Genomic DNA, 18,835 nt, shown 5'->3' on the forward strand with positions numbered 1-18,835 from the left:
CCTCCGGGCCCTCCCGGACCACAGGGCTCAGGCGCGGTCCCGGTGACTGGTGTCGCACCAGGGATACCGCCGACTGCGGCGGCAGGTGCACAGGGCCACCCGGAAGCGGTCGGAGGCGACGACCGTGCCGTCCTCCAGCTCGACCTCCACGGGTCCCTCCACCAGCAGGGGGCCCTTGCGCCGGACGGTGACGCGGCGCGGCGCGTCAGACGGGGAGTTCGGCACGGATCACCACCAGCTCTTCCTTGTCATCGGTCGTGGACAGCAGTCCCCGCTCCCGCAGCCAGCGCTCCCGGCCCCGCACCACGGGGCCGAAGGCGATGCGCCGGCGGCGGACCACCGCGGCCTTCGTCCCGGCCGCCCGCAGCCCGCCGACCGTCAGCTCGGGGTCGCTGAGCGCCGACTGCACCAGCAGCAGGACGCCGCCCGGCCGCAGCAGCGCGGGCGCCTCCCGGCAGATCCGGTCCAGGACGAGCCGTCCGTCGCCGCCCGCGTCCCAGGCCCGGGCCGCGCCCCGCGGCAGCGAGCCGCCGGGCGCCGGGACGTAGGGCGGGTTGGCGAGGATCAGGTCGAACGACTCGCCCCGCACCGGCGCGAACAGGTTCCCGCGCCGGACCCGGACCGACACGCCTGCCCGCAGCGCGTTCAGCCGGGCCGCGCACACCGCCCGCCGGGAGACGTCGACCGCGGTCACCCGGAAGCCGCGCCGGGCGGCCTCGACCGCCAGCGCGCCGGATCCCGTCCCCACGTCGAGGACGTCCGCGCCCGGAGGGACGGGTTCGTCGGACAGGACACCGGCCAGCAGCTCGGTGTCCTCCTGAGGGGCGTACACGCCCGGTGGTGCCAGTGGAGTCACGAACCGCCGGGTACCCCCGCCGTCAAGAAGCATGGGTGAACTCCTGGGGCAGGGGAGTACGCAGCGACGACCGGCCGGCGCCCCAGTCCGCGAGCAGCCGCTCTCCCAGGCGGTCCTCGGCGAAGACGGTGGCGTCGACGCCGAAGGCGACGTCCGCCGCGAGGTGCGGTTCCACCTCCAGCAGACCGGCGACGACCTCGTGGCGCACCACCTGCTCGTGCACCGCGTCCGCCTCCACGTGCTCGTCGTAGAAGTGCTCGGCGGCGGGCCCCGCGCCCGTCCGGCGCATCGCCTCGGCGAGCCGCCGCGAACCGGGCGAGGAGGTGATCTCGACCGCCGCGAAGTGGCCCACCAGCGCGCCCCGGAGGGAGCGGCGCAGCCCGAAGAGGGACATCAGGTTCACGGTCACGAGCAGTTCGGCGCAGGCCGCGTCCAGGTACCGGCCGTACGTCGTGTCCAGACCCAGGTCCGTCATCAGGTCGGCGAAGAGCCGGGCGTGCACGCGGTCCGCGCGTCCGCCCCCGTACTCGTCGAACTCGACCGCCGCCATCGCCGCCTTGGCCCGTCCCCACAGCCGGGGCAGCACCCACGCGTGCGGATCGGCCTCCTTCAGGTGGTACAGGGACCGCTGGGCGGCGTACTCGCGGACGTGCCACAACTCGCCCTTGTCGCGCAGGAAGTGGCTGACGCCCGTGCCGTCCACCGGCTCCACCAGGATCCCGGCGAGCGCCTCGTCGACGTCGTCGTGCCGCCGGGCGTCCGCGCGGAGCGCGGTGAGGAAGCGGTCCTCCAGGGCGGCGCGGACGCGCAGCAGCCCGGGATCCCACTCGAGGTCCGCCGCCACGCCCGCGAACCCGCGGTAGTGCAGCTCGTAGCACAGGTACAGGGCGAGCTGGAGGTCGTCGCCGTACACGGGGGCGGCGGTGATCTCCTCGTCGGGAGGCAGCGGGCCGGTGCCCCGCAGATGGTCCTCGACGGCGCTGCTCAGGGGGCCGCGCGGTGCGGGCAGCCGGGGTTCTTCACAGGGGTGATCCATGGGCCCCGGGTACCCGGACGGCCCACGGACACCCCCGTCCGCGTGGCAACCGGCCGCCCGCGGGGTACTCCGTGACCACATGAAGGCACTAGTGATCAACTGCACCCTCAAGAAGTCACCGGAGACCTCCAACACCGAGGCGCTGTTCCGGACCGTCACCGAGCAGCTGGAGAAGGACGGCGTGGAGGTCGACGTCGTCCGCGCGGTGGACCTGGACATCGCCCCCGGCGTGGTCAGCGAGGCCGTGCACGAGGGCGACGCCTGGCCGGGCGTCCACGAGAAGATCCTCGCGTCCGAGATCCTCGTCATCGCCTCGCCGACCTGGCTCGGACAGCCGTCGTCGGTCGCCAAACGGGTCCTGGAGCGGATGGACGCCATGCTGTCCGAGACGGACGACGACGGCCGGCCGGTCGCCTACAACCGGGTCGCGGGCGTCGTCGTCACCGGGAACGAGGACGGCGCGCACCACGTGATCAGCGAGATCACCGGAGGTCTGCAGGACATCGGCTACACCATCCCCGGCCAGGCCTGGACCTACTGGAACCAGGGCCCCGGTCCCGGACCGAGCTTCCTCGAGGGCGGAAGCGGCCACGACTGGTCCCGCAGGACCGCCCGGGCCATGGCCGCCAACCTGCTGGGCGTCGCCCGGGCCCTGGCGGCGCGCCCCCTCGGCCCGCCGCCGCAGTGACACCCGCTAGTCGCCCCGGGACTCCTCCTGCGCCTCGGTGTTCGGGGTGACGGCATCCGAGGCCTCACCTCGGTGGTGGCTCCCGCCGGCGTCCTCGGTGCGCCGCTCGGCCTCCTCGACCTCGCGCAGCACCTCGTCGAGGGCCGTTCCGGGCTTCTCGCGGTCGTCCCGCTCGGACATGGGTTCTCTCCTTCCGTCGTATCTGTGTACGGGTTCCGTCGTGCTCATGCGCGGGGCAGTCGCGCGGGGGCGGTGCGCAGCGGTACGGGACCGTCGCCCACCGCCTCCTTCTCGTTGAGGCGGATGATCTCCGCCCACCACGACGGACCCTCCTCGATGTGGCGCAGCAGCACGCCCTCGCGCAGCGCCCAGGGGCAGATCGTCACCGTCCGCAGGCCGGTCAGCTTCATCGCCGTGTGCCCCACGACCGCGCCCGCCAGGCTCTGCGCGGAGCGCGGCGCGGAGATGCCGGGCAGCCGGGCGCGCTCGGCTGCGGGCAGGGCGGCCAGCCGGTCGATCGCTCCCCGCAGGTCGGAACAGGACAACTCCCGCTCCACGAACGGACCGTGCCGTCCGGGCGCGGCCCCGCACAGCCGCGCCAGCTGCTGGAAGGTGCGGGAGGTGGCGACCGCGGTGCGGGGCCCCTCCCAGCGGATCCGGGCGGCCACGTCCCGCAGCTGGTGGCGCACCCGCCGGCGCAGTGCCCGCACCTGCTCCGGTGACGGGGGGTCCGCGTCCGCGAAGTACTCGTGGGTGAGCCGGCCCGCCCCCAGCGGCAGCGAGGCGACGAAGTCGGGCAGCCGGCCGCGTCCGAAGGCGACCTCCAGCGAACCCCCGCCGATGTCCAGCAGCGCCAGCGGCCCGCAGCGCCAGCCCATCCAGCGCCTGGCCCCGAGGAACGTGAGCTCGGCCTCCACCTCGCCCGGCAGCGTGCACAGCTCGACGCCGGTCCCGGCCCGGACCGTGCTCAGCACCTCCTGCCGGTTCGGAGCGCCGCGGACCACGGCGGTCGCGAACGCCAGGGGACCCGTGGCCCCCCATCGCACGGCGGTCCTGTTCGCCGCGGCGACGGCGTCCACCAGCCGCTCCACGGCCTGCTCCGGCACCGGCCCCCCGGGCGTGACCTGCTCGGAGAGCCTGAGCGGCCACTTCGCCGTGTGCACCGGCAGCGGCGCGCCGCCCGCCGTGTCGGCCACGACGAGTCTGACGGTCTTCGATCCGACGTCCATCACGCTGGTTCGCATGGCCCGTGGGTACCCACTCACCGCGCGGAGCAACGGACGGGCCCGCGCGTACGGCGAAGAAACGCCCCCGGTGTGTCCGGACGGCGACGGTCCGTCGCCTCGGGCCCCGTGCGCGCACGGCGTCTCATGCCAGCTGCCGCCGCACCAGTTCGTGCAGCCGTCCGCCGGTGTCGGCGAGCAACCGGGCGGGCGGGCCCTGCTGGACCACCTTGCCGCCCTCCATCACCACCACCCGGTCCGCGTCGAGCACCGTCGACAGCCGGTGCGCGATCACGATCCGGGTCGCGTTCAGGGCCTTGGTGCTCTCGATCACCGTGCGCTGCGTCTCGTTGTCCAGGGCGCTGGTCGCCTCGTCGAAGAAGAGGATCCGAGGCCGTCGGATCAGTGCCTGGGCGATCATCAGCCGCTGCCGCTGACCGCCGGAGACCGCGCCGCCGCCGGACACGATGGTGTGCAGCCCCATCGGCATCCGCCTGATGTCCTCGGCCAGCCCCGCCATCTCCGCCGCCGCCATCGCCTCCTGGGGCGTGTACGGCTCGGTCCCGCAGATGACGTCCATGATCGACCCGGTGAACGGCTGGGCGTGCTGGAGCACCACCCCGCACTGCCGGCGCACCGCCGACCGGTCGAGCGCGGCCAGGTCCTGGCCGTCGTACAGCACACTGCCGGACACCGGCCGGTCGAAGCCGATCAGCAGCCGCAGCAGCGTGGACTTGCCGCAGCCGCTCGGGCCGACCACCGCCACGAACTCGCCCGGCCGCGCCTCGAAGGACACGTCGTCCAGGACCAGCGGACCGTCGTCGGAGTAGCGGAAGGACAGCCGTCGCGCCTCCACCGCCCCGGTCAGCGGGCCCGGCCGGGTGCTCGCCGCGCGGACCTCCGGCGTGGCGTCCAGCACCGGTCTGATCTGCTCGAACAGCGGCAGCGCGGCGACCGCCGAGACGAACGCGCCGGTCAGCTGGGTGACCGAGGTCAGCACCATCGTCACCGACGTGTTGAAGGTGAGGAACTCCGCCGCCGTCATCGAACCGCGCGCCGGACCGGCCAGCAGCATGAACATCACCAGCGTGACCAGCGGCAGGTGGACCGCGCCCAGCACCGCCGTGAGGTTCTTGATCCGGCCGGCCCTCCGCTGGAGCTCACGGCTGCGGGCGAATTCGGACGCCCAGGCGGCGTACGCGTAGTTCTCCGCCGCCGCCACCCGCAGCTTCGGCAGCCCGCGCAGCGTCTGGAAGGCCCGGTTGTTCAGCTTGTTGGTGAGCACCACCAGACGCCGCTGCCAGCGCACCTGCCACAGTCCGAGCCCCAGGAACACACCCGCGACGACCACCAGCATCCCGAGCGCGGCCAGCGCCATCGGCACGCTGAACCACAGCAGCAGCCCGAGGTTCACCGCGCCCACGGTGGCCGACTGGGCCACCGTGGGGCCGACCCCGGCCAGCATGCGGCGGATCGCGCTGATGCCCATGGCCGCACTCGCCAGCTCACCCGTCGAACGCCCGGTGAAGAACGTGGTCGGCAGCCGTAGCAGCCTGTCCCACACGGCCGGCTGGAGCGTGGCCTCCACCCGGCCCTCCAGACGCAGCAGGGTGAGGTTCTGCAGCAGCGTGAACGCCGCGGCCACCACACCGCCGACGATCACCGCGAGACACGTCTGCGCGATCAGCCCGGTCTGCGCCTTCGGCACGTACTCGCCGAGCACCTTGCCGGTGGCGAGCGGCACCAGGGCCCCGATCGCCACGGTCACCAGACCGCTCAGCAGCAGCCCCGTCAGGTCACCTCGCGTGCCCGTCATGCAGAACCGCAGCAGCCGCAGCGGGCTCGGCCGCCGCTCGGGCAGCGGACGGTAGAACATCACCGCGCGGGGCTCGAACTCCCCGGCGTTCGCCTTCTCGACCGGTGTCTCGCGGCCGGTCGTGGGATGCACCGCCACGTAGCCGCCGCGCCGCCACAGCAACGCCACCGGCGCACCCGACAGCGCCCGGTGGCCCACCAGCGGCCCCACGTCGTCGCGCCACCAGCGGCCGTCCAGCCGTACGACACGGGTGCGCACGCGGGAGGCCAGCGCGATCCGCTCGACCGGATCGAGCCGGTCCCCGCCGGTGCCGGACCGCGCGGGCGCGGCCAGCGTGATCCCGGCCGCCCGCGCGACCAGTGTGCAGGCCGCGTACGTGGCGTCCGCGTCCGCCGCCGTCGTGCGCCGCCCGGAACGCCCGCCGATGGCGGCGAGCAAGGTGCGGTCGGCCCGGGCACGCACCGCCTCACCGGCCGCGATGCCCTCCGCGGTCCGCGCCTCGTGGGTGTGCTCGAGCTGTTCGATCCACCGGTCCAGCGTGGTCATCAGCCGGTACTGCTGGTCGACCAGGCTCTGCCACAGCGCCGGATCCATCAGCAGATCGGCCGCCGCCTCCGCGCCGTACAGCGAGCCGTACTGCGCACTGCCCGGCGGGACCTGCATCCAGAACACGTCGTCGTCACCGGGCGCGGCGGCCCGCTCCGTGGCCACCGGCGCCTGGAACAGCACCGCCAGACCGCGGCCCACACCGAGCGCGAGGGCGTGCTCCAGCGGGCTCGTCGCCGGCGGCACGTACTGCGGATCTCCGTAGTCGTCGTACGACCAGGTCCGGGCGCCCGCCGGCCGGTACAGCTCGCGCAGCCCGATGCGGCGCACCACGCAGCCCCGCAGCGGACGCGCCACCAGGGTGTGCGCCGGGCCGGTCACCGGGCCCAGCACCAGCGATCCCGCCTCCAGCCGGCCCAGATGGTGCCAGTGGCCCTGCCGTCCGGCGTCCACCGCGAACAGGTCCACGGCCCCCGACGCGATCAGCCACAGCACCTGCGGCCCCTCCAGGTCGAGGCGGCCGAGCCCGGAGCAGTCGATCGGCGTGCCCAGTGACCCGAGCGCGCCCAGGACGAGGTCCTCGCCCCGGGCCTCGTGCACGGTCGTCATCTCATCGCTCCCTGACCAGCGCCGCGTACGCGCCGCCGCGCGCCACCAGCTCCTCGTGCCGTCCGCGCTCCACGACCGTGCCGTGGTCCAGGACGACGATCTCGTCGCTGTCGCGCACCGTGCTCAGCCGGTGCGCGATCACCACACAGGCACAGCCGCGCCGGCGCAGGTTGTCCATCACCACCAGCTCGGTCTCGGCGTCCAGCGCGCTGGTCACCTCGTCCAGCACCAGGACGCTCGGCCGGCGCACCAGCGCCCGCGCGATCTCCAGGCGCTGGCGCTGCCCGCCGGAGAAGTTCCGGCCGTCCTGTTCGACCGGGCTGTGGATGCCGCCCGGCCTGCGCGTGATCACGTCGTACAGCGCCGCGTCCCTGAGCGCCTCCACCACCGCCTCGTCCGGGATCGAGGGGTCCCACAGCGTCACGTTGTCCCGGACGGTGCCCTCGAACAGGAACACCTCCTGGTCGACGAAGGAGACGGACGCGGCCAGCGCCCCGCGCGGAATGTCCTCGATGCGCTGCCCGTCGATCCGGATCACGCCCTCCCACGGCGTGTACAGCCCCGAGATCAGCCGGGAGACGGTGGACTTGCCGCTGCCTGAGCCGCCCACCAGCGCCACCTGCTGTCCCGGGCCCACGGCCAGGTCGAACCCGGTCAGCAGCGGCTCGTCCAGCGGGTTGTAGCCGAAGGAGAGGTTCTGCAGCTCGACGTGGCCGCGCAGACGGCGCGTCGACTCCCCGGTGCCCGGGCGGCCGTGGAGCGGGTCCGCCCGGAAGTTCTCCACGTCCCTCAGCCGGGCCACGTCCGCGGCGAAGTCCTGGATCCGGCCCGCGACCCCGTTGAGCCGGGTCAGCGGAGCGGTGAACCGGGCGACCAGCGCCTGGAAGGCGACCAGCAGACCGACCGAGATGTGTCCCTCGACCGCCCGCGTGCCGCCGATCCACAGGATCAGCGCGCTGTTGAGGGTGGCGAGCGTCGGCGCGACGACGCCGAGCCAGGCGCCCGGCACCCCGAGCCGCTGCTGCTCCTCCAGCGTGGTGGCGTGCTGTCCGGCCCACTTGCGGAAGTAGCCGTCCTCCCCGCCGGTCGCCTTCAGCGTCTCGATCAGCTGCAGACCGGTGTACGCCGTGTTGGTGAGCCGCGCGTTGTCCGCGCGCAGCTTCGCGGTACGGGTGGCGCGCAGCCGGACGACGATCCGCATCGCCACGACGTTCAGCAGCGCCACACCGACGCCCACGAAGGTGAGCTGCGGGTCATAGGTGTAGAGCAGCACCGCGTACAGCACGACCACCACCGCGTCCACGCCCGCCGCCGACAGGTCGCGGGCCAGGGTCTCGGCCACCGCGTCGTTGGACTGCAGCCGCTGCACCAGGTCGGCCGGGCTGCGCTGGGCGAAGAACGTCACCGGCAGCCGCAGCAGATGGCGCAGGAAACGGGCGCTGGACAGCGTCGAGGAGACCAGCCGGCCGTGCAGCAGGTTGCCCTGCTGCAGCCAGGTCAGCACCAGGGTGAGCAGCACGCAGGCGCCCATCGACGTGAACAGCACGCCGAGCGTCGAGGTGCGGCCGCCGATCAGGAACTCGTCGATGAAGGTACGGCTGAGCCCGGGCACCGCCGCGCCCACCGCCACCAGCAGCAGGCTGGACAGCACCACGGCCGGCATGGTGCCCGCCGTGCCGCGCAGCCGGGCCGGCATCGCACCGAGCACGCCGGGTCTGCGGCCGCCCCGGGCGAAGTCCTCGCCGGGCTCCATCACCAGCACGACACCGGTGAAGCTGCCGTCGAACTCCTCCAGGGGGACGAACCGCCGCCCCTTGCCGGGGTCGTTGATGTACACCCCGCGACGGCCGAACCGCCGGCCCATGCCGTCGTAGACGACGTAGTGGTTGAACTCCCAGAACAGGACGGCCGGCGCCGCCACCTCGGCGAGGGCGGCCAGGTCCATCTGCATGCCCTTGGCGGTCAGCCCGTAACCGCGGGCCGCCTTCAGCAGGTTGCTGGCGCGCGAGCCGTCCCGCGAGACGCCGCAGGCGATGCGCAGCTCCTCCAGCGGGACATGACGGCCGTAGTGGCCGAGCACCATCGCGAGGGAGGCGGCACCGCACTCCACGGCCTCCATCTGCAGCACCGTGGGCGTACGGACGGTCTTCGCGCGGGACGCGGGCGCCGCGCGTTTCGGCGGTGCGGCGCGGCGCCGGCCACGGGTCTCCCGGGCGGTGGTCATGGCAGCAGCCAGTCGACGGGACGCCGGTCGGCCAGCCGGATCGAACCCGTGGCCAGGGTCATCGAGGTCAGCGCGAACGGCGGACCGTCCGTGGAGGACCACTCGTAACCGCTCTTCGTGGCGGACGACTCGTTCAGCTCGACCGTGACGGCCACCGGCCTGCCCTCCTTGGTGAACTGCTCGCCGAGCTGGGCGTCCCCGAGGAACGCGGCGATCTGCCGGGGCGACTGGGCCGAGCGGCCCACCGACTTCACCTCGCCGCGCAGCACGCCGTACTCCTGGCTCGGCACCGACTGCACGGTGAGGTCCACGGAGGCGCGGGCGGGGATGCCGGCGGCGTCCCCGGCGGGGACGTACACCGTCGCGTACAGGGGGGCCTCCGCACGGTCGACCTTCTCCACGGCGGCGACGTTCGCGCCGGTGGGGATGATCTGTCCGGTGCCGACGGCGAGCGCGGTGATCCGGCCCGCGTCGAGGGTGCGGACGACCTCGTCGCCCCGCCCGGTGCGCACTTCCAGCACGGGGGAGCCGGCGGGCAGCCGCTCGCCCTCCTTCGTGAGGACGGCGGTGACCTGCCCCGCGACCGGGCTCTGCAGCACGTAACTGCCCCGCCCGTGCGTGAGGACCGCGGGCGCGCCGATCGTGGACGACACCGATCCGGTCACCGCCCACACCGAGGCGGCCGCCATCGCGACCACCGTCACGGACAGCACCAGCCAGCCCTGCGGGCGCGCGAAGCGCACCGGGAGGTCGAGCTCCTCCGGCGACTGGAGCCTGGCGAGGGCCTGTTGGCGGAACTGCACGGATCTTCCCTCACCTGCGTGGACTGTGCGACGTGATCCAAGGGACCGTGGGGGCACCGCGAAGCCCCGGAGCCGGGGGCTCCGGGACTCGGCGGCGAAAGGGCGCGGTCAGAGACCGGCGACCAGGTTCGTGACCGGGGCGGTGTTCAGGCCGGTGACACCCTCGACGGTGCCGACGACCGTGTCGACCAGGCCGGAGACCGGGGCGATGCCGTCCACCGCGCCCGTGAGGGTGTTCACGGCGTTCACGGACAGGCCGCCGGAGACGTTGTCGAGGTCGGCGTCGGAGATCTCGGCGGTCTCGACCTGGGGGGTGGAGTTCATGATGGAACTTCCCTTCGTATGGATGTTTCACAAGGGGGAGCGGCCCCCTCCGGGGACGGACGAAGGCCGCGACCGCGGGCGCCGAGCGCCCGTCGCCGGGAGCCCGGAACGGCCTTGCGGTGCGATGGATCAAAGCACGCGGCGAGCGCGGGCTTCCACTCAACCAAACCTCTCACCAGGCAATTTGCACCCCGCGGGGATCCAGGCGTGCAGACGTGGGCACGCCTCGGCGGCGACTTCTTCACATGCCCCACCGCATCGCCCCGTCCGACCGCTTGCGCCCCGCCGACCGGAATCCGGCACACCGGACCCAAAGGCGCGCCCCGGCCGGCCGGCCTGTGGACGGACCCCGGTTCCGGTGACCGGGTTGGGCATTCGCTGTGCAGATTCGCTGAAGCCGGGACTCCGCTCCGCGTCCGTGACCGCAAGCTCCCGCCCGGTGACCGGGAGTGACGGGGCGGGCCGGATTGAACGCCCCTCGCGGCCCGTGCGTACCACCGGCCGTCCAGGCGCCCCGCAGCCGCCGAGCACCGGCGCGACTCCGGTCCCCCCAGGAGGTCGAGAAGTTTGAGTCACAAGCGAATTCCGAAGCGCAAGGCCGCGATGGCGGTGGGCGGCGCGGTGGCGCTCGGCGCCGCCGCCGTCCTGCTCCCCCACGCGAACGCCTCCCAGGACGGCGCGTCGGGCGGTGCGACGGCGGCGGCTCCGAGGACCCTGAAGGCGGGTGACGCCTCGGATCTCGCCTCACGGCTCGCCGGGCTCCTCGGCGACGCGTTCGCCGGCTCCTACTACGACGGTGAGAACAAGCAGCTCGTCGTCAACGTCGTGCCGGGCGACGACGACAACGCGATCGTGCGGGCCGAGAAGGCGGGTGCGGCCGTCCGCGAGGTCGACAACAGCATGACCGAGCTGGAGGCCGGGGCACGGACGCTGAGGTCGGAGGCGACCGTCCCGGGGACCTCCTGGGCCGTCGACCCGCGCACCAACAAGATCCTCGTCACCGCGGACAGCACGGTGACCGGGGACGAGTGGGACCGGCTGGAGTCCACCGTCGAGAGCCTCGGCTCCGGCATGGCGACCATCAGGAAGTCCGCGGGCGCCTTCAGGACGTTCGCGTCCGGCGGCGACGCCATCTTCTCCGGCGGCGCGCGCTGCTCCCTCGGCTTCAACGTCACCGCGGGCGACGGCTCCCCGGCGTTCCTGACGGCCGGTCACTGCGGTGGCGCGGCCGAGCAGTGGTCCGACGCGCAGGGCGGGCAGCCGATCGCCACGGTCGACCGGTCGGTCTTCCCCGGCGCGGGCGACTTCGCGCTCGTCCGGTACGACGATCCCGCGACCGTCGCGCCGAGCGAGGTCGACCTCGGTGACCGGACCCTCCCCGTGTCCCGGGCCGCGGAGGCCACCGTCGGCCAGGAGGTGTTCCGGATGGGCAGCACCACCGGGCTCGCCGACGGCCGGGTGCTCGGCCTGAACGCCACCGTGAACTATCCGGAGGGCACGGTCACCGGCCTCATCCAGACGGACGTCTGCGCCGAGCCCGGTGACAGCGGCGGCCCGATGTTCACCCGGGACGGCCTCGCCGTCGGCCTGACCTCGGGTGGCAGCGGCGACTGCACCGCGGGCGGTGAGACGTTCTTCCAGCCGGTCACCACGGCCTTGGAGGCCGTCGGCGCGACCCTCGGCGCGGAGGACGGCGCGGGCGCCGGTGACCAGGCGGGTGGTGACCGGACGGGCGGCGGTCAGGCCGACGGCGACGGCCGGACGGGCGATGAGGGAGCGGGCGCGGGCCAGGGCGCCGGGTACGACGCCGGCCCGGCCGGGAACCACTGACGTGCCCCCGGCGTCCGGCGGGGCCGGACGCCGGGTCAGCCGTCCGGCAGGGCCCGCAGGAGGAGCAGCGCGATGTCGTCCAGCCGGTTCTCCGCGTCCGCGCCGTGCCGGACCAGGGCGTCGGCGAGATCGTCCAGGGGGAGGTCGCCCAGGTCGGTGAGGCGGCGGCACAGACCGGCGACGGCGTCCTCGAAGTCGGTGCCGGGGGACTCCACCAGGCCGTCGGTGTAGAGGACCAGCAGCGAACCGGGGGAGAGGCCGACCTCCGTCGACGGGTACGCCGCCGAGCCGTCGATGCCCAGCAGCGGGCCGCCGGCCAGGTCCAGCACCCGCACCCGCCCGTCCGGCCCGCGCAGCAGCGGCGGCGGATGACCCGCGCGGGACAGCACGGCCCGCCCGCGCGCGGGATCGAGCCGCAGGTACAGACAGCTGGTGAACAGGTCGGATCCCAGGTCGAGCAGCAGCCGGTTGGTGCTGCGCATCACCTCCTCGGGCGCCTGCCCGACCGCGGTGTACGCCCGCACCGCGGTACGGACCTGCCCCATCAGCCCGGCCGCCGTCACGTTGTGCCCCTGCACGTCCCCGATCACCGCCGCCGCCATCCCCTGAACCGGCACCAGGTCGTAGAAGTCGCCCCCGATCTCCATGCCCCGAGTGGCCGGCAGATAGCGGGCCGCCGCCTCGATCCCCGCCAGCGACGGCAGTGTGTGCGGCAGCAGCGCCTCCTGCAGCCCGTGCGCGAGCCGGTGCTTGGCGTCGTAGAGCAGGGCCCGTTCCAGCGCCTGGGCGATCAGGCCCGCCAGGTTGGTCAGCATCGCCCGCTCCTCCGTCGCGAAGCGGTGCGGTGCCGCGTACGACAGCACACACGTCCCCACCGGGCGCCCCGAGGCGATCAGCGGCAGATACGCCCACGCCGCGAACTCGGACGGGTTCACCAGCAGCGCCGGGTACAGGCGCTCGACTTCCTCCCGGCTCTCGAAGAAGGCGGGCACCCCGGAGCGCAGCACCTGGCTGCCGGGGATGGGCTCCGACAGCGGCATCCCGTCGAACCGCTCCACGACCCGCGCGTCCGCGTACCCCCGGTGGCCGAGGACGCGCAGCCGGCCCGCCCGGGAGCCGAGGACCACCAGCCCCTGGCTGCCGACCGCCGGCGCGATCTCGTCCGCGACCAGCTGCACCACGTCCCGAACCCCGACCGCCTCGGTCAGTGCCCCGGCCAGGCCCAGCACCTGGGTGATGGTGACCAGCCGCGGCTGTCCCCGCGCGGGCTGCGGCGCCTCGCGGTTCATCTCCCTCACCGCCCGCGCCCGGCTGATCCGCACACTGAGTCCGGTGCTGCTCGGATACAGCCGGAACGACAGCCACTCGTCCGGCGGGCGCAGCGCGACGAACGAGGTGACGTGCTGGCCGAACAGCGCGGCCCGGTACCGGTCCTCGTACACGGGATCGTTCAGCCACGGCACCGACGCCCACATCGGGGTCCCGAGCAGCCGGTTCACCGGGACGCCCAGCAGCTCCGAGGCGGCGGCGTTGGCGAAGCCGATCCGCCCGTGCAGATCGAGCGAGCACAGGCCGTACGGCAGCCGGGACACCATCCGGGCCGCCTCCACCGAGCCGGGCGTGCCGGCCGCCCCGCCCGCCGACGGCGTCACCAGCAGATCCGGCTCCGGCGCCAGGGGCAGGCTCTGCTCGGCGGCCTGCTCCAGCTGCGCCGCCAGCCGGTCGCAGACGGCGGTCAGATGGTCGCGCTCCCGGTCGGACAGCTCCTGCGGACGCGCGCCGGGCCAGGTCACGAAGACCGCGCCGTACGCCCTGGCGGCGGTCGCCACCGGCAGCGCGGCCAGCGCGAAGGGGTACGGCAGCACCATGGCGATCCGGGGGTAGCGGCGAGCCATCTCCTCCTCGTCGCCCACCCACACCAGCCGCCGCTCGCGCACCGCGTCGGAGACCGGGACGGGCGCGCTCAGCCCCACCCGCTCCCACGGGGCCGCGAAGGCGCGGGGCAGTCCCGCCATCACCGCCATCTCCAGCACCGGCCGGTCCGGCGCGAGCAGGTACACCGCCCCGGAGTGGGCGTGCACCCCCTCCATCATGGAGGCCAGCGTCAGCGACAGCAGCGGACGGTCGGCCGGCGCCCGCGCGGACGACTGTCCCTCGGACACGCCGACCACCTCCTCGCACGGCCGCGCCACCGGCCTCGGCACCCGATCTTCCCCCCGCCGGGCCGCCGCGCACGACGAGCGCCGGACAGGGGACCGCACGTCCCACCGGGGCGCACCACTTCCGTTTACCCCGGACCCCGGGTCTCAAGAGCCCGTCCGGGCCCTCCGTGCCCCGCGCACACCGGGAACGGCCGAACGCGTACAGGGGCTGCGCGGATGCCCCGCACGCGCTGTAATGGCGAGCGTGGTCGGTGAGGGCGCTGCGGGACGCAGCACGAGAACGCTGCGTGCGGAAGGCGCCCTGACGGCGATCGCGGTCACCCCCGAGTCACCCGAGCGGGTGCGCAGGATCCTGGAGCAGGCCCTCGTCTTCGCCGGTGCCGAGGTCGCCGCCGTGTACACGCCCAGCGTGGACGGAGAGGTGCTGCACCTGGTGGAGTCGGTCGGGGTGCCGAGGATCCTGTGCGGGGTGCGGGACAGCTACCCCGCCTCGGGGAGTTCCCCGGTGGCCGGGGCCCACCGGGGGCGGCCGGTGTGGCTGGGCCCGGACGACCCCGCCGCGCAGGCGCAGTCACGGCGCGTACCCAGCCGCGACCTCCACCTGGCGGCCCTGCCCGTGCGCGGCGACGGCGGTGGCTGCCTGCTCGCGGTCTGCGAGCGCGCCGGCGGCTTCGACGCCGACGACCGCGTCTGTCTCGGCCTCGTCGCCGACGCCCTCGCCCCTCCCGTGCCGTTCGCGGCAGCCGACGGCACCGACCTGCAGCCCGGGGGTTTCAGCCTCGCCATGGACACCGGACGGGTCCGGGTCGGCGAGGACATCCTGGAGCTCTTCGGCCTGGAACCGGACGGTTTCGACGGACGGGTGGAGACCCTGCTGGGGCTGGCGGTGCCGGAGGACCTGCCCTCGCTGATGTCCGTCGTCGAGGCCGACCACATGACGATCGGCGAGCGCGAACTGGAGTTCCGGGTGCTCCGGTCCGACGGCCCGCCCAAGTGGCTCCGGCTGCGCGGCCGGCTGGTGCCCGGCGGCGCGGGACGGCCCGCCCGGCTGGTGGGCTCCGTCGCCGACGCCTCCACGCTGCGCTCCGACATCACGGACGTGGCCCGCATCCAGCGTCTGGCCGCCGCGCTGGCCACCGCGGTCACCGTCCGCGACGTCGGCAAGGCCGTGGTCGCCGCGCTGCGCCGGCCGCTGCGGGCCGACCGCATCGCACTCGCCGAACTGGAGAACGAGCGGCTCGTCGTCACCGTCCTCGATCCGCCGGAACCGGAGGCCTGGCCGGAACTGTGGCGGGCGGAGTGGCGCACCGAGTGGCCCGACGCGCCGGTGCGCGCCATGCCCACGCTCGCCGCCGCCCTGCGCGAGGGCCGCGCCCGGATCTGGCTGGCGGACTCCCCGCTGGAGACCGCCCTCGCCGAGGTCGGTCCCGGCGGCCTGGCCGCGCTGCCCCTGTCCGCCGGGAACCGCATGGCCGGCGTGTGTCTGATCGGCTGGGACGCCCCGCACGACTTCGGTCCGGACGAACGCGCCCTCCTCACCGCCGCCGCCGGCCTCGCCGGACAGGCCCTGATGCGGGCCCGCGCCTTCGACGCCGAGCACGAACTGGTCGGCATGCTGCAGCGCCAGCTGCTGCCGCGCCGCCTGCCCCGGCTGCCCGGCGCGGTCGCCGTCGCCCGCTACCTGCCCAGCACCGCGGGCCTGGAGCTGGGTGGCGACTGGTACGACGTGATCCCGCTGGCGGACAACCACGTCGCGCTCGTCATCGGCGACGTCCAGGGCCACAGCGCGGGCGCCGCCACCCTCATGGGCCAGATGCGCACCGCGCTGCGCGCCTACGCCGTCGAGGGACATCCCCCGGACGTGGTGGTGTCCCACGCCAACCGGCTCCTGGTGGACATGGAGACCGACCTCTTCGCCACCTGTTGCTATGTCGACGTCGACATGGAGGAGGGCTTCGCCTGGTGCGTCCGCGCCGGTCATCTGCCACCGGTGCTGCGTCATCCGGACGGCCGCACCGAGATCGCGGAGGCCGAGGGCGGTCCACCGCTCGGCGTGGTGCGGCAGAGCGACTTCCCCATGAGTCCGCTCGGACTGCGGCCCGGCACGACGGTCGCGCTCACCACGGACGGCCTGGTGGAGTCCCCGGACTCCGACATCGACGAGGGCATGAGCCGCTTCGCCCGGCAGCTGTCCGCCTCCGACCCCGCCGACCTCGGGCCCGTCGCGGACGCCCTGCTCGGCGAGGCCCCGCGCAGCGACGACGTCGCCCTGCTGCTGATGCGCTACGACGGCATGGCCGCCCGTCCGCTCAGGGAGAGCTGGACGGTGTGGCGGGTGCCCCAGGCGGTCGGACACGCCCGCCGCTTCACCCGGCGCACCCTGCGCTCCTGGGGCGTGACCGCGGACACCGACGGTGCCCTGCTCGCCGTCTCCGAACTGGTCACCAACGCCCTGGTGCACACCGAGGGGCAGGTCCGGCTGGACATCACCCTGGTCGACGACCGGCTGCGGCTGGCGGTCGCCGACGCCTCCCCCCGCACCCCCGTGAAGCCCACCAGCATCGGCTGGGAGGCCACCGGAGGCCGGGGCATCCTCCTCGTCGAGGCCGTGTCGGCCGCCTGGGGAACGCTTCCGGTCAGTGGGGGCAAGCAGGTGTGGGCGGAGTTCGTGCTGCGGCCCTGACGGTGCCTTCCGTGCGGGCCGGCGGAACTCCCCGCACGGGTGAGGGAGTCGGGAACGCGCGGGCCCGCGCGGAGACCGGACGGGCACGGGCCCGGCGGCTGCGCGGCAAGGACCCGCTGCGGGCCCGCCGGCCGGCCGTGGACCGCGGTACCGCCTCCACCACCCCGAACGCGAGTGCGGAGGGAAACACCGCGGGAGGTGAGGACCGGCCCGCGGTCCGGGTGACCGGCCGGCCCCCTCGCGGGATTTCGTGATGCGCGATCAGGCAAGTGATGTTCCAGCCGCCGGAACACGACTATGGTGAGGCGGATGAAGGCTCTCATGCTGTCCGGCGGCGCCGGAATCCGGCTGAGGCCGATCACCCCTACCCCGGCGGGAACCGGCGTCACCGGCGCCGGGACGGCCATGGGTGACGCGGCCGCGCGGATTCCGCCCGCCCGTGCCGCCGGCCCCGCCCCTTTCCCGGACGGGCCCTCCCGGCACGGCGCGCGCCGCCGGCCGCATCGAGGCCCCGTCGGCCGGAAGACCCCCGGTGACCGCGGCGAGGTGCGGACCCCTTCATGAACGTTCCGCTCGCCGTCCACGGCCGCGGGTTTCCCGCGCCCTCGTACAGCGCCCCGCGCACGACCGCCGGCAGGGGATCGGCCTGCCCGCGTCGCGCGGGGGGCGCAGCCCTGCACGAAGCACTGCCCCGCATCCGCAAGGAGAGTCCCCTTCGTGAAACGCCATGAGTTCCTCCGGGAGCTGCACAAGGTCAGCGCCAACCGCAACTACCTGGAGATCGGCGTCAACGACGGCCGCAGCCTGCGTCTGTCACGCGTCCCCAGCATCGCGGTCGACCCCGCCTTCAAGGTGGTCTCGGAGCTGAAGTGCGACGTCCACCTGGTGAAGGCCACCAGCGACGACTTCTTCGCCCGCGACAATCCGCTGGCCCACCTCAAGGGCGGCCGGCACCCGCTGCGCAACCTGCGCCGGGGCCGCAGCCCGATCGGTCACTGGCGCCGCACCACGCTCGACCTGTCGTTCATCGACGGCATGCACCTGTTCGAGTACGCCCTGCGCGACCTCATGAACGTCGAGAAGCACTCCGACTGGGCCAGCGTGATCGTCCTCGACGACATGCTGCCGCGCAGTGTGGACGAGGCCGCCCGCGACCGGCACACCAACGCCTGGACCGGCGACGTCTACAAGATCACCGAGGTGCTGGCGCGCTACCGTCCCGACCTGGTCACCGTCCTGGTCGACACCGAGCCCACCGGTCAGCTCGTCGTCTTCGGCGCCGACCCCGCCAACACGGTGCTGCACGACAAGTACGACGAGATCATGGCGGAGTACAAGGTGCCGGACCCGCAGAAGGTGCCCGAGACGATCCTGGAGCGGGCCGGGGCCGTACCGCCGGAGGCGCTGCTGGGGGCGGGGTTCTGGCGCGCGCTCGCCCAGGCCCGCAACCGCGGCCTGCCGCGGCGCGTGGGATGGGAGCCCCTGCGCCGCGCCCTGGAGCAGGTCGGCGTCAGCCGCTGAACTCCCTGCCGCGCGGCCCCTGGTGGGCTGTGCGGCAGACCTCGTACGACGGCGTCGGGCCGGGGCGCTTGGTCCCGGTCCGGCGCCGGCTCTCCCGCGCCGGTGACGGGTGCGGTCCCGTCACCGCCCTCCACCGATCAGGGGGACTCGTGCGAACGGCGCCGAGCGCCCGCCGCGCAGCACCTTCCGCACCGTACCGGGACGCGCGGGAGCGGGACCACCAGCACGCCGCCACCGGCGGAGCGCAGCGCGAACGGCAGTCCCGTCCGGGCGGGCCGGCCGAGCCGGGCGGGGGTCCCGTCGGTCGAACCGTCGTCGGCGAAGACCGCCTGGTACTCGTCGGGGGCAGCGACTGCCGCTGCGGCGAGGGGACGCGGTCCTCGATGCAGCTCCCCGGGGTGTGACGGGAACGATGACGCTGACCTCGACCGGCATCTGGTCCGGGGCCCTTCGGGTCCCCCGCCGTCGGACGTGCGGGCTCGGCACGCGTCGCCCGGCCGTAGGGCCGCGGCCG

General features: G+C 74.2%; 14 protein-coding genes. 4 read left to right on the forward strand and 10 right to left on the reverse strand.

Annotated features, from left to right (window positions below; translation table 11 throughout):
- Positions 1-27 precede the first annotated feature (27 nt).
- From ABTY20_RS16980 to ABTY20_RS16990, 3 genes are read right to left on the reverse strand one after another with little or no spacing between them, the layout of a single operon-like run.
- Positions 28-225 (reverse strand): CDGSH iron-sulfur domain-containing protein, encoded by a 198-nt coding sequence (locus ABTY20_RS16980; RefSeq protein WP_351997790.1) that lies wholly within the window; start codon positions 223-225, stop codon positions 28-30.
- Positions 206-889, reverse strand: a complete 684-nt coding sequence (locus ABTY20_RS16985; RefSeq protein ID WP_351997791.1) for a HemK2/MTQ2 family protein methyltransferase — start codon at positions 887-889, stop codon at positions 206-208. The genes ABTY20_RS16980 and ABTY20_RS16985 overlap by 20 nt, the downstream gene beginning before the upstream one ends.
- The gene (locus ABTY20_RS16990; RefSeq protein WP_351997792.1) at positions 879-1,892 is read right to left on the reverse strand and encodes an iron-containing redox enzyme family protein; all 1,014 of its coding nucleotides are present in this window, start codon (positions 1,890-1,892) and stop codon (positions 879-881) included. The genes ABTY20_RS16985 and ABTY20_RS16990 overlap by 11 nt, the downstream gene beginning before the upstream one ends.
- 79 nt (positions 1,893-1,971) lie before the next feature.
- On the opposite strand from ABTY20_RS16990, the gene ABTY20_RS16995 reads away from it, so the two are divergent.
- Complete coding sequence (locus tag ABTY20_RS16995) at positions 1,972-2,580, forward strand: flavodoxin family protein (protein WP_351997793.1); 609 nt, start codon at positions 1,972-1,974, stop codon at positions 2,578-2,580.
- A 6-nt stretch (positions 2,581-2,586) separates the two neighbouring features.
- On the opposite strand, the gene ABTY20_RS17000 is transcribed toward ABTY20_RS16995, so the two are convergent.
- The 6 genes from ABTY20_RS17000 to ABTY20_RS17025 form a co-directional block, all read right to left on the reverse strand.
- Entirely contained in the window at positions 2,587-2,760 is a 174-nt protein-coding gene (locus tag ABTY20_RS17000; protein WP_351997794.1) for a hypothetical protein, read from the reverse strand.
- A 44-nt stretch (positions 2,761-2,804) separates the two neighbouring features.
- The gene (locus ABTY20_RS17005) at positions 2,805-3,824 is read right to left on the reverse strand and encodes a Ppx/GppA family phosphatase (RefSeq protein WP_351997795.1); all 1,020 of its coding nucleotides are present in this window, start codon (positions 3,822-3,824) and stop codon (positions 2,805-2,807) included.
- A gap of 124 nt (positions 3,825-3,948) precedes the next feature.
- Positions 3,949-6,774: an NHLP bacteriocin export ABC transporter permease/ATPase subunit gene (locus tag ABTY20_RS17010; RefSeq protein ID WP_351997796.1), complete on the reverse strand. Its 2,826-nt coding sequence runs from the start codon at positions 6,772-6,774 to the stop codon at positions 3,949-3,951.
- Position 6,775: 1 nt separating this feature from the next.
- The gene (locus ABTY20_RS17015) at positions 6,776-8,998 is read right to left on the reverse strand and encodes an NHLP family bacteriocin export ABC transporter peptidase/permease/ATPase subunit (protein WP_351997797.1); all 2,223 of its coding nucleotides are present in this window, start codon (positions 8,996-8,998) and stop codon (positions 6,776-6,778) included.
- Positions 8,995-9,801 carry an HlyD family efflux transporter periplasmic adaptor subunit gene (locus tag ABTY20_RS17020; RefSeq protein WP_351997798.1) on the reverse strand — a complete coding sequence of 269 codons (807 nt, stop codon included), beginning with the start codon at positions 9,799-9,801 and terminating at the stop codon, positions 8,995-8,997. Before ABTY20_RS17020 ends, ABTY20_RS17015 begins: the two co-directional genes overlap by 4 nt.
- A gap of 108 nt (positions 9,802-9,909) precedes the next feature.
- On the reverse strand, positions 9,910-10,125 hold the full coding sequence (locus tag ABTY20_RS17025; protein ID WP_030863769.1) for a hypothetical protein: 216 nt from the start codon (positions 10,123-10,125) through the stop codon (positions 9,910-9,912).
- 567 nt (positions 10,126-10,692) lie between these two features.
- Between ABTY20_RS17025 and ABTY20_RS17030 the strand changes: the two genes are divergently transcribed.
- Positions 10,693-11,955 carry a S1 family peptidase gene (locus ABTY20_RS17030; RefSeq protein ID WP_351997799.1) on the forward strand — a complete coding sequence of 421 codons (1,263 nt, stop codon included), beginning with the start codon at positions 10,693-10,695 and terminating at the stop codon, positions 11,953-11,955.
- A gap of 35 nt (positions 11,956-11,990) precedes the next feature.
- Here the strand turns inward: ABTY20_RS17030 and ABTY20_RS17035 are convergent, their stop codons facing one another.
- The gene (locus tag ABTY20_RS17035) at positions 11,991-14,117 is read right to left on the reverse strand and encodes a SpoIIE family protein phosphatase (protein WP_351997800.1); all 2,127 of its coding nucleotides are present in this window, start codon (positions 14,115-14,117) and stop codon (positions 11,991-11,993) included.
- Between the two features lie 235 nt (positions 14,118-14,352).
- On the opposite strand from ABTY20_RS17035, the gene ABTY20_RS17040 reads away from it, so the two are divergent.
- Entirely contained in the window at positions 14,353-16,800 is a 2,448-nt protein-coding gene (locus ABTY20_RS17040) for a SpoIIE family protein phosphatase (protein ID WP_351997801.1), read from the forward strand.
- A 717-nt stretch (positions 16,801-17,517) separates the two neighbouring features.
- The gene (locus tag ABTY20_RS17045) at positions 17,518-18,321 is read left to right on the forward strand and encodes a class I SAM-dependent methyltransferase (RefSeq protein ID WP_351997802.1); all 804 of its coding nucleotides are present in this window, start codon (positions 17,518-17,520) and stop codon (positions 18,319-18,321) included.
- Positions 18,322-18,835 lie beyond the last annotated feature (514 nt).

It is taken from the genome of Streptomyces sp. NPDC126497, from assembly GCF_040302425.1.
In the GTDB taxonomy this organism is placed as follows: domain Bacteria; phylum Actinomycetota; class Actinomycetes; order Streptomycetales; family Streptomycetaceae; genus Streptomyces.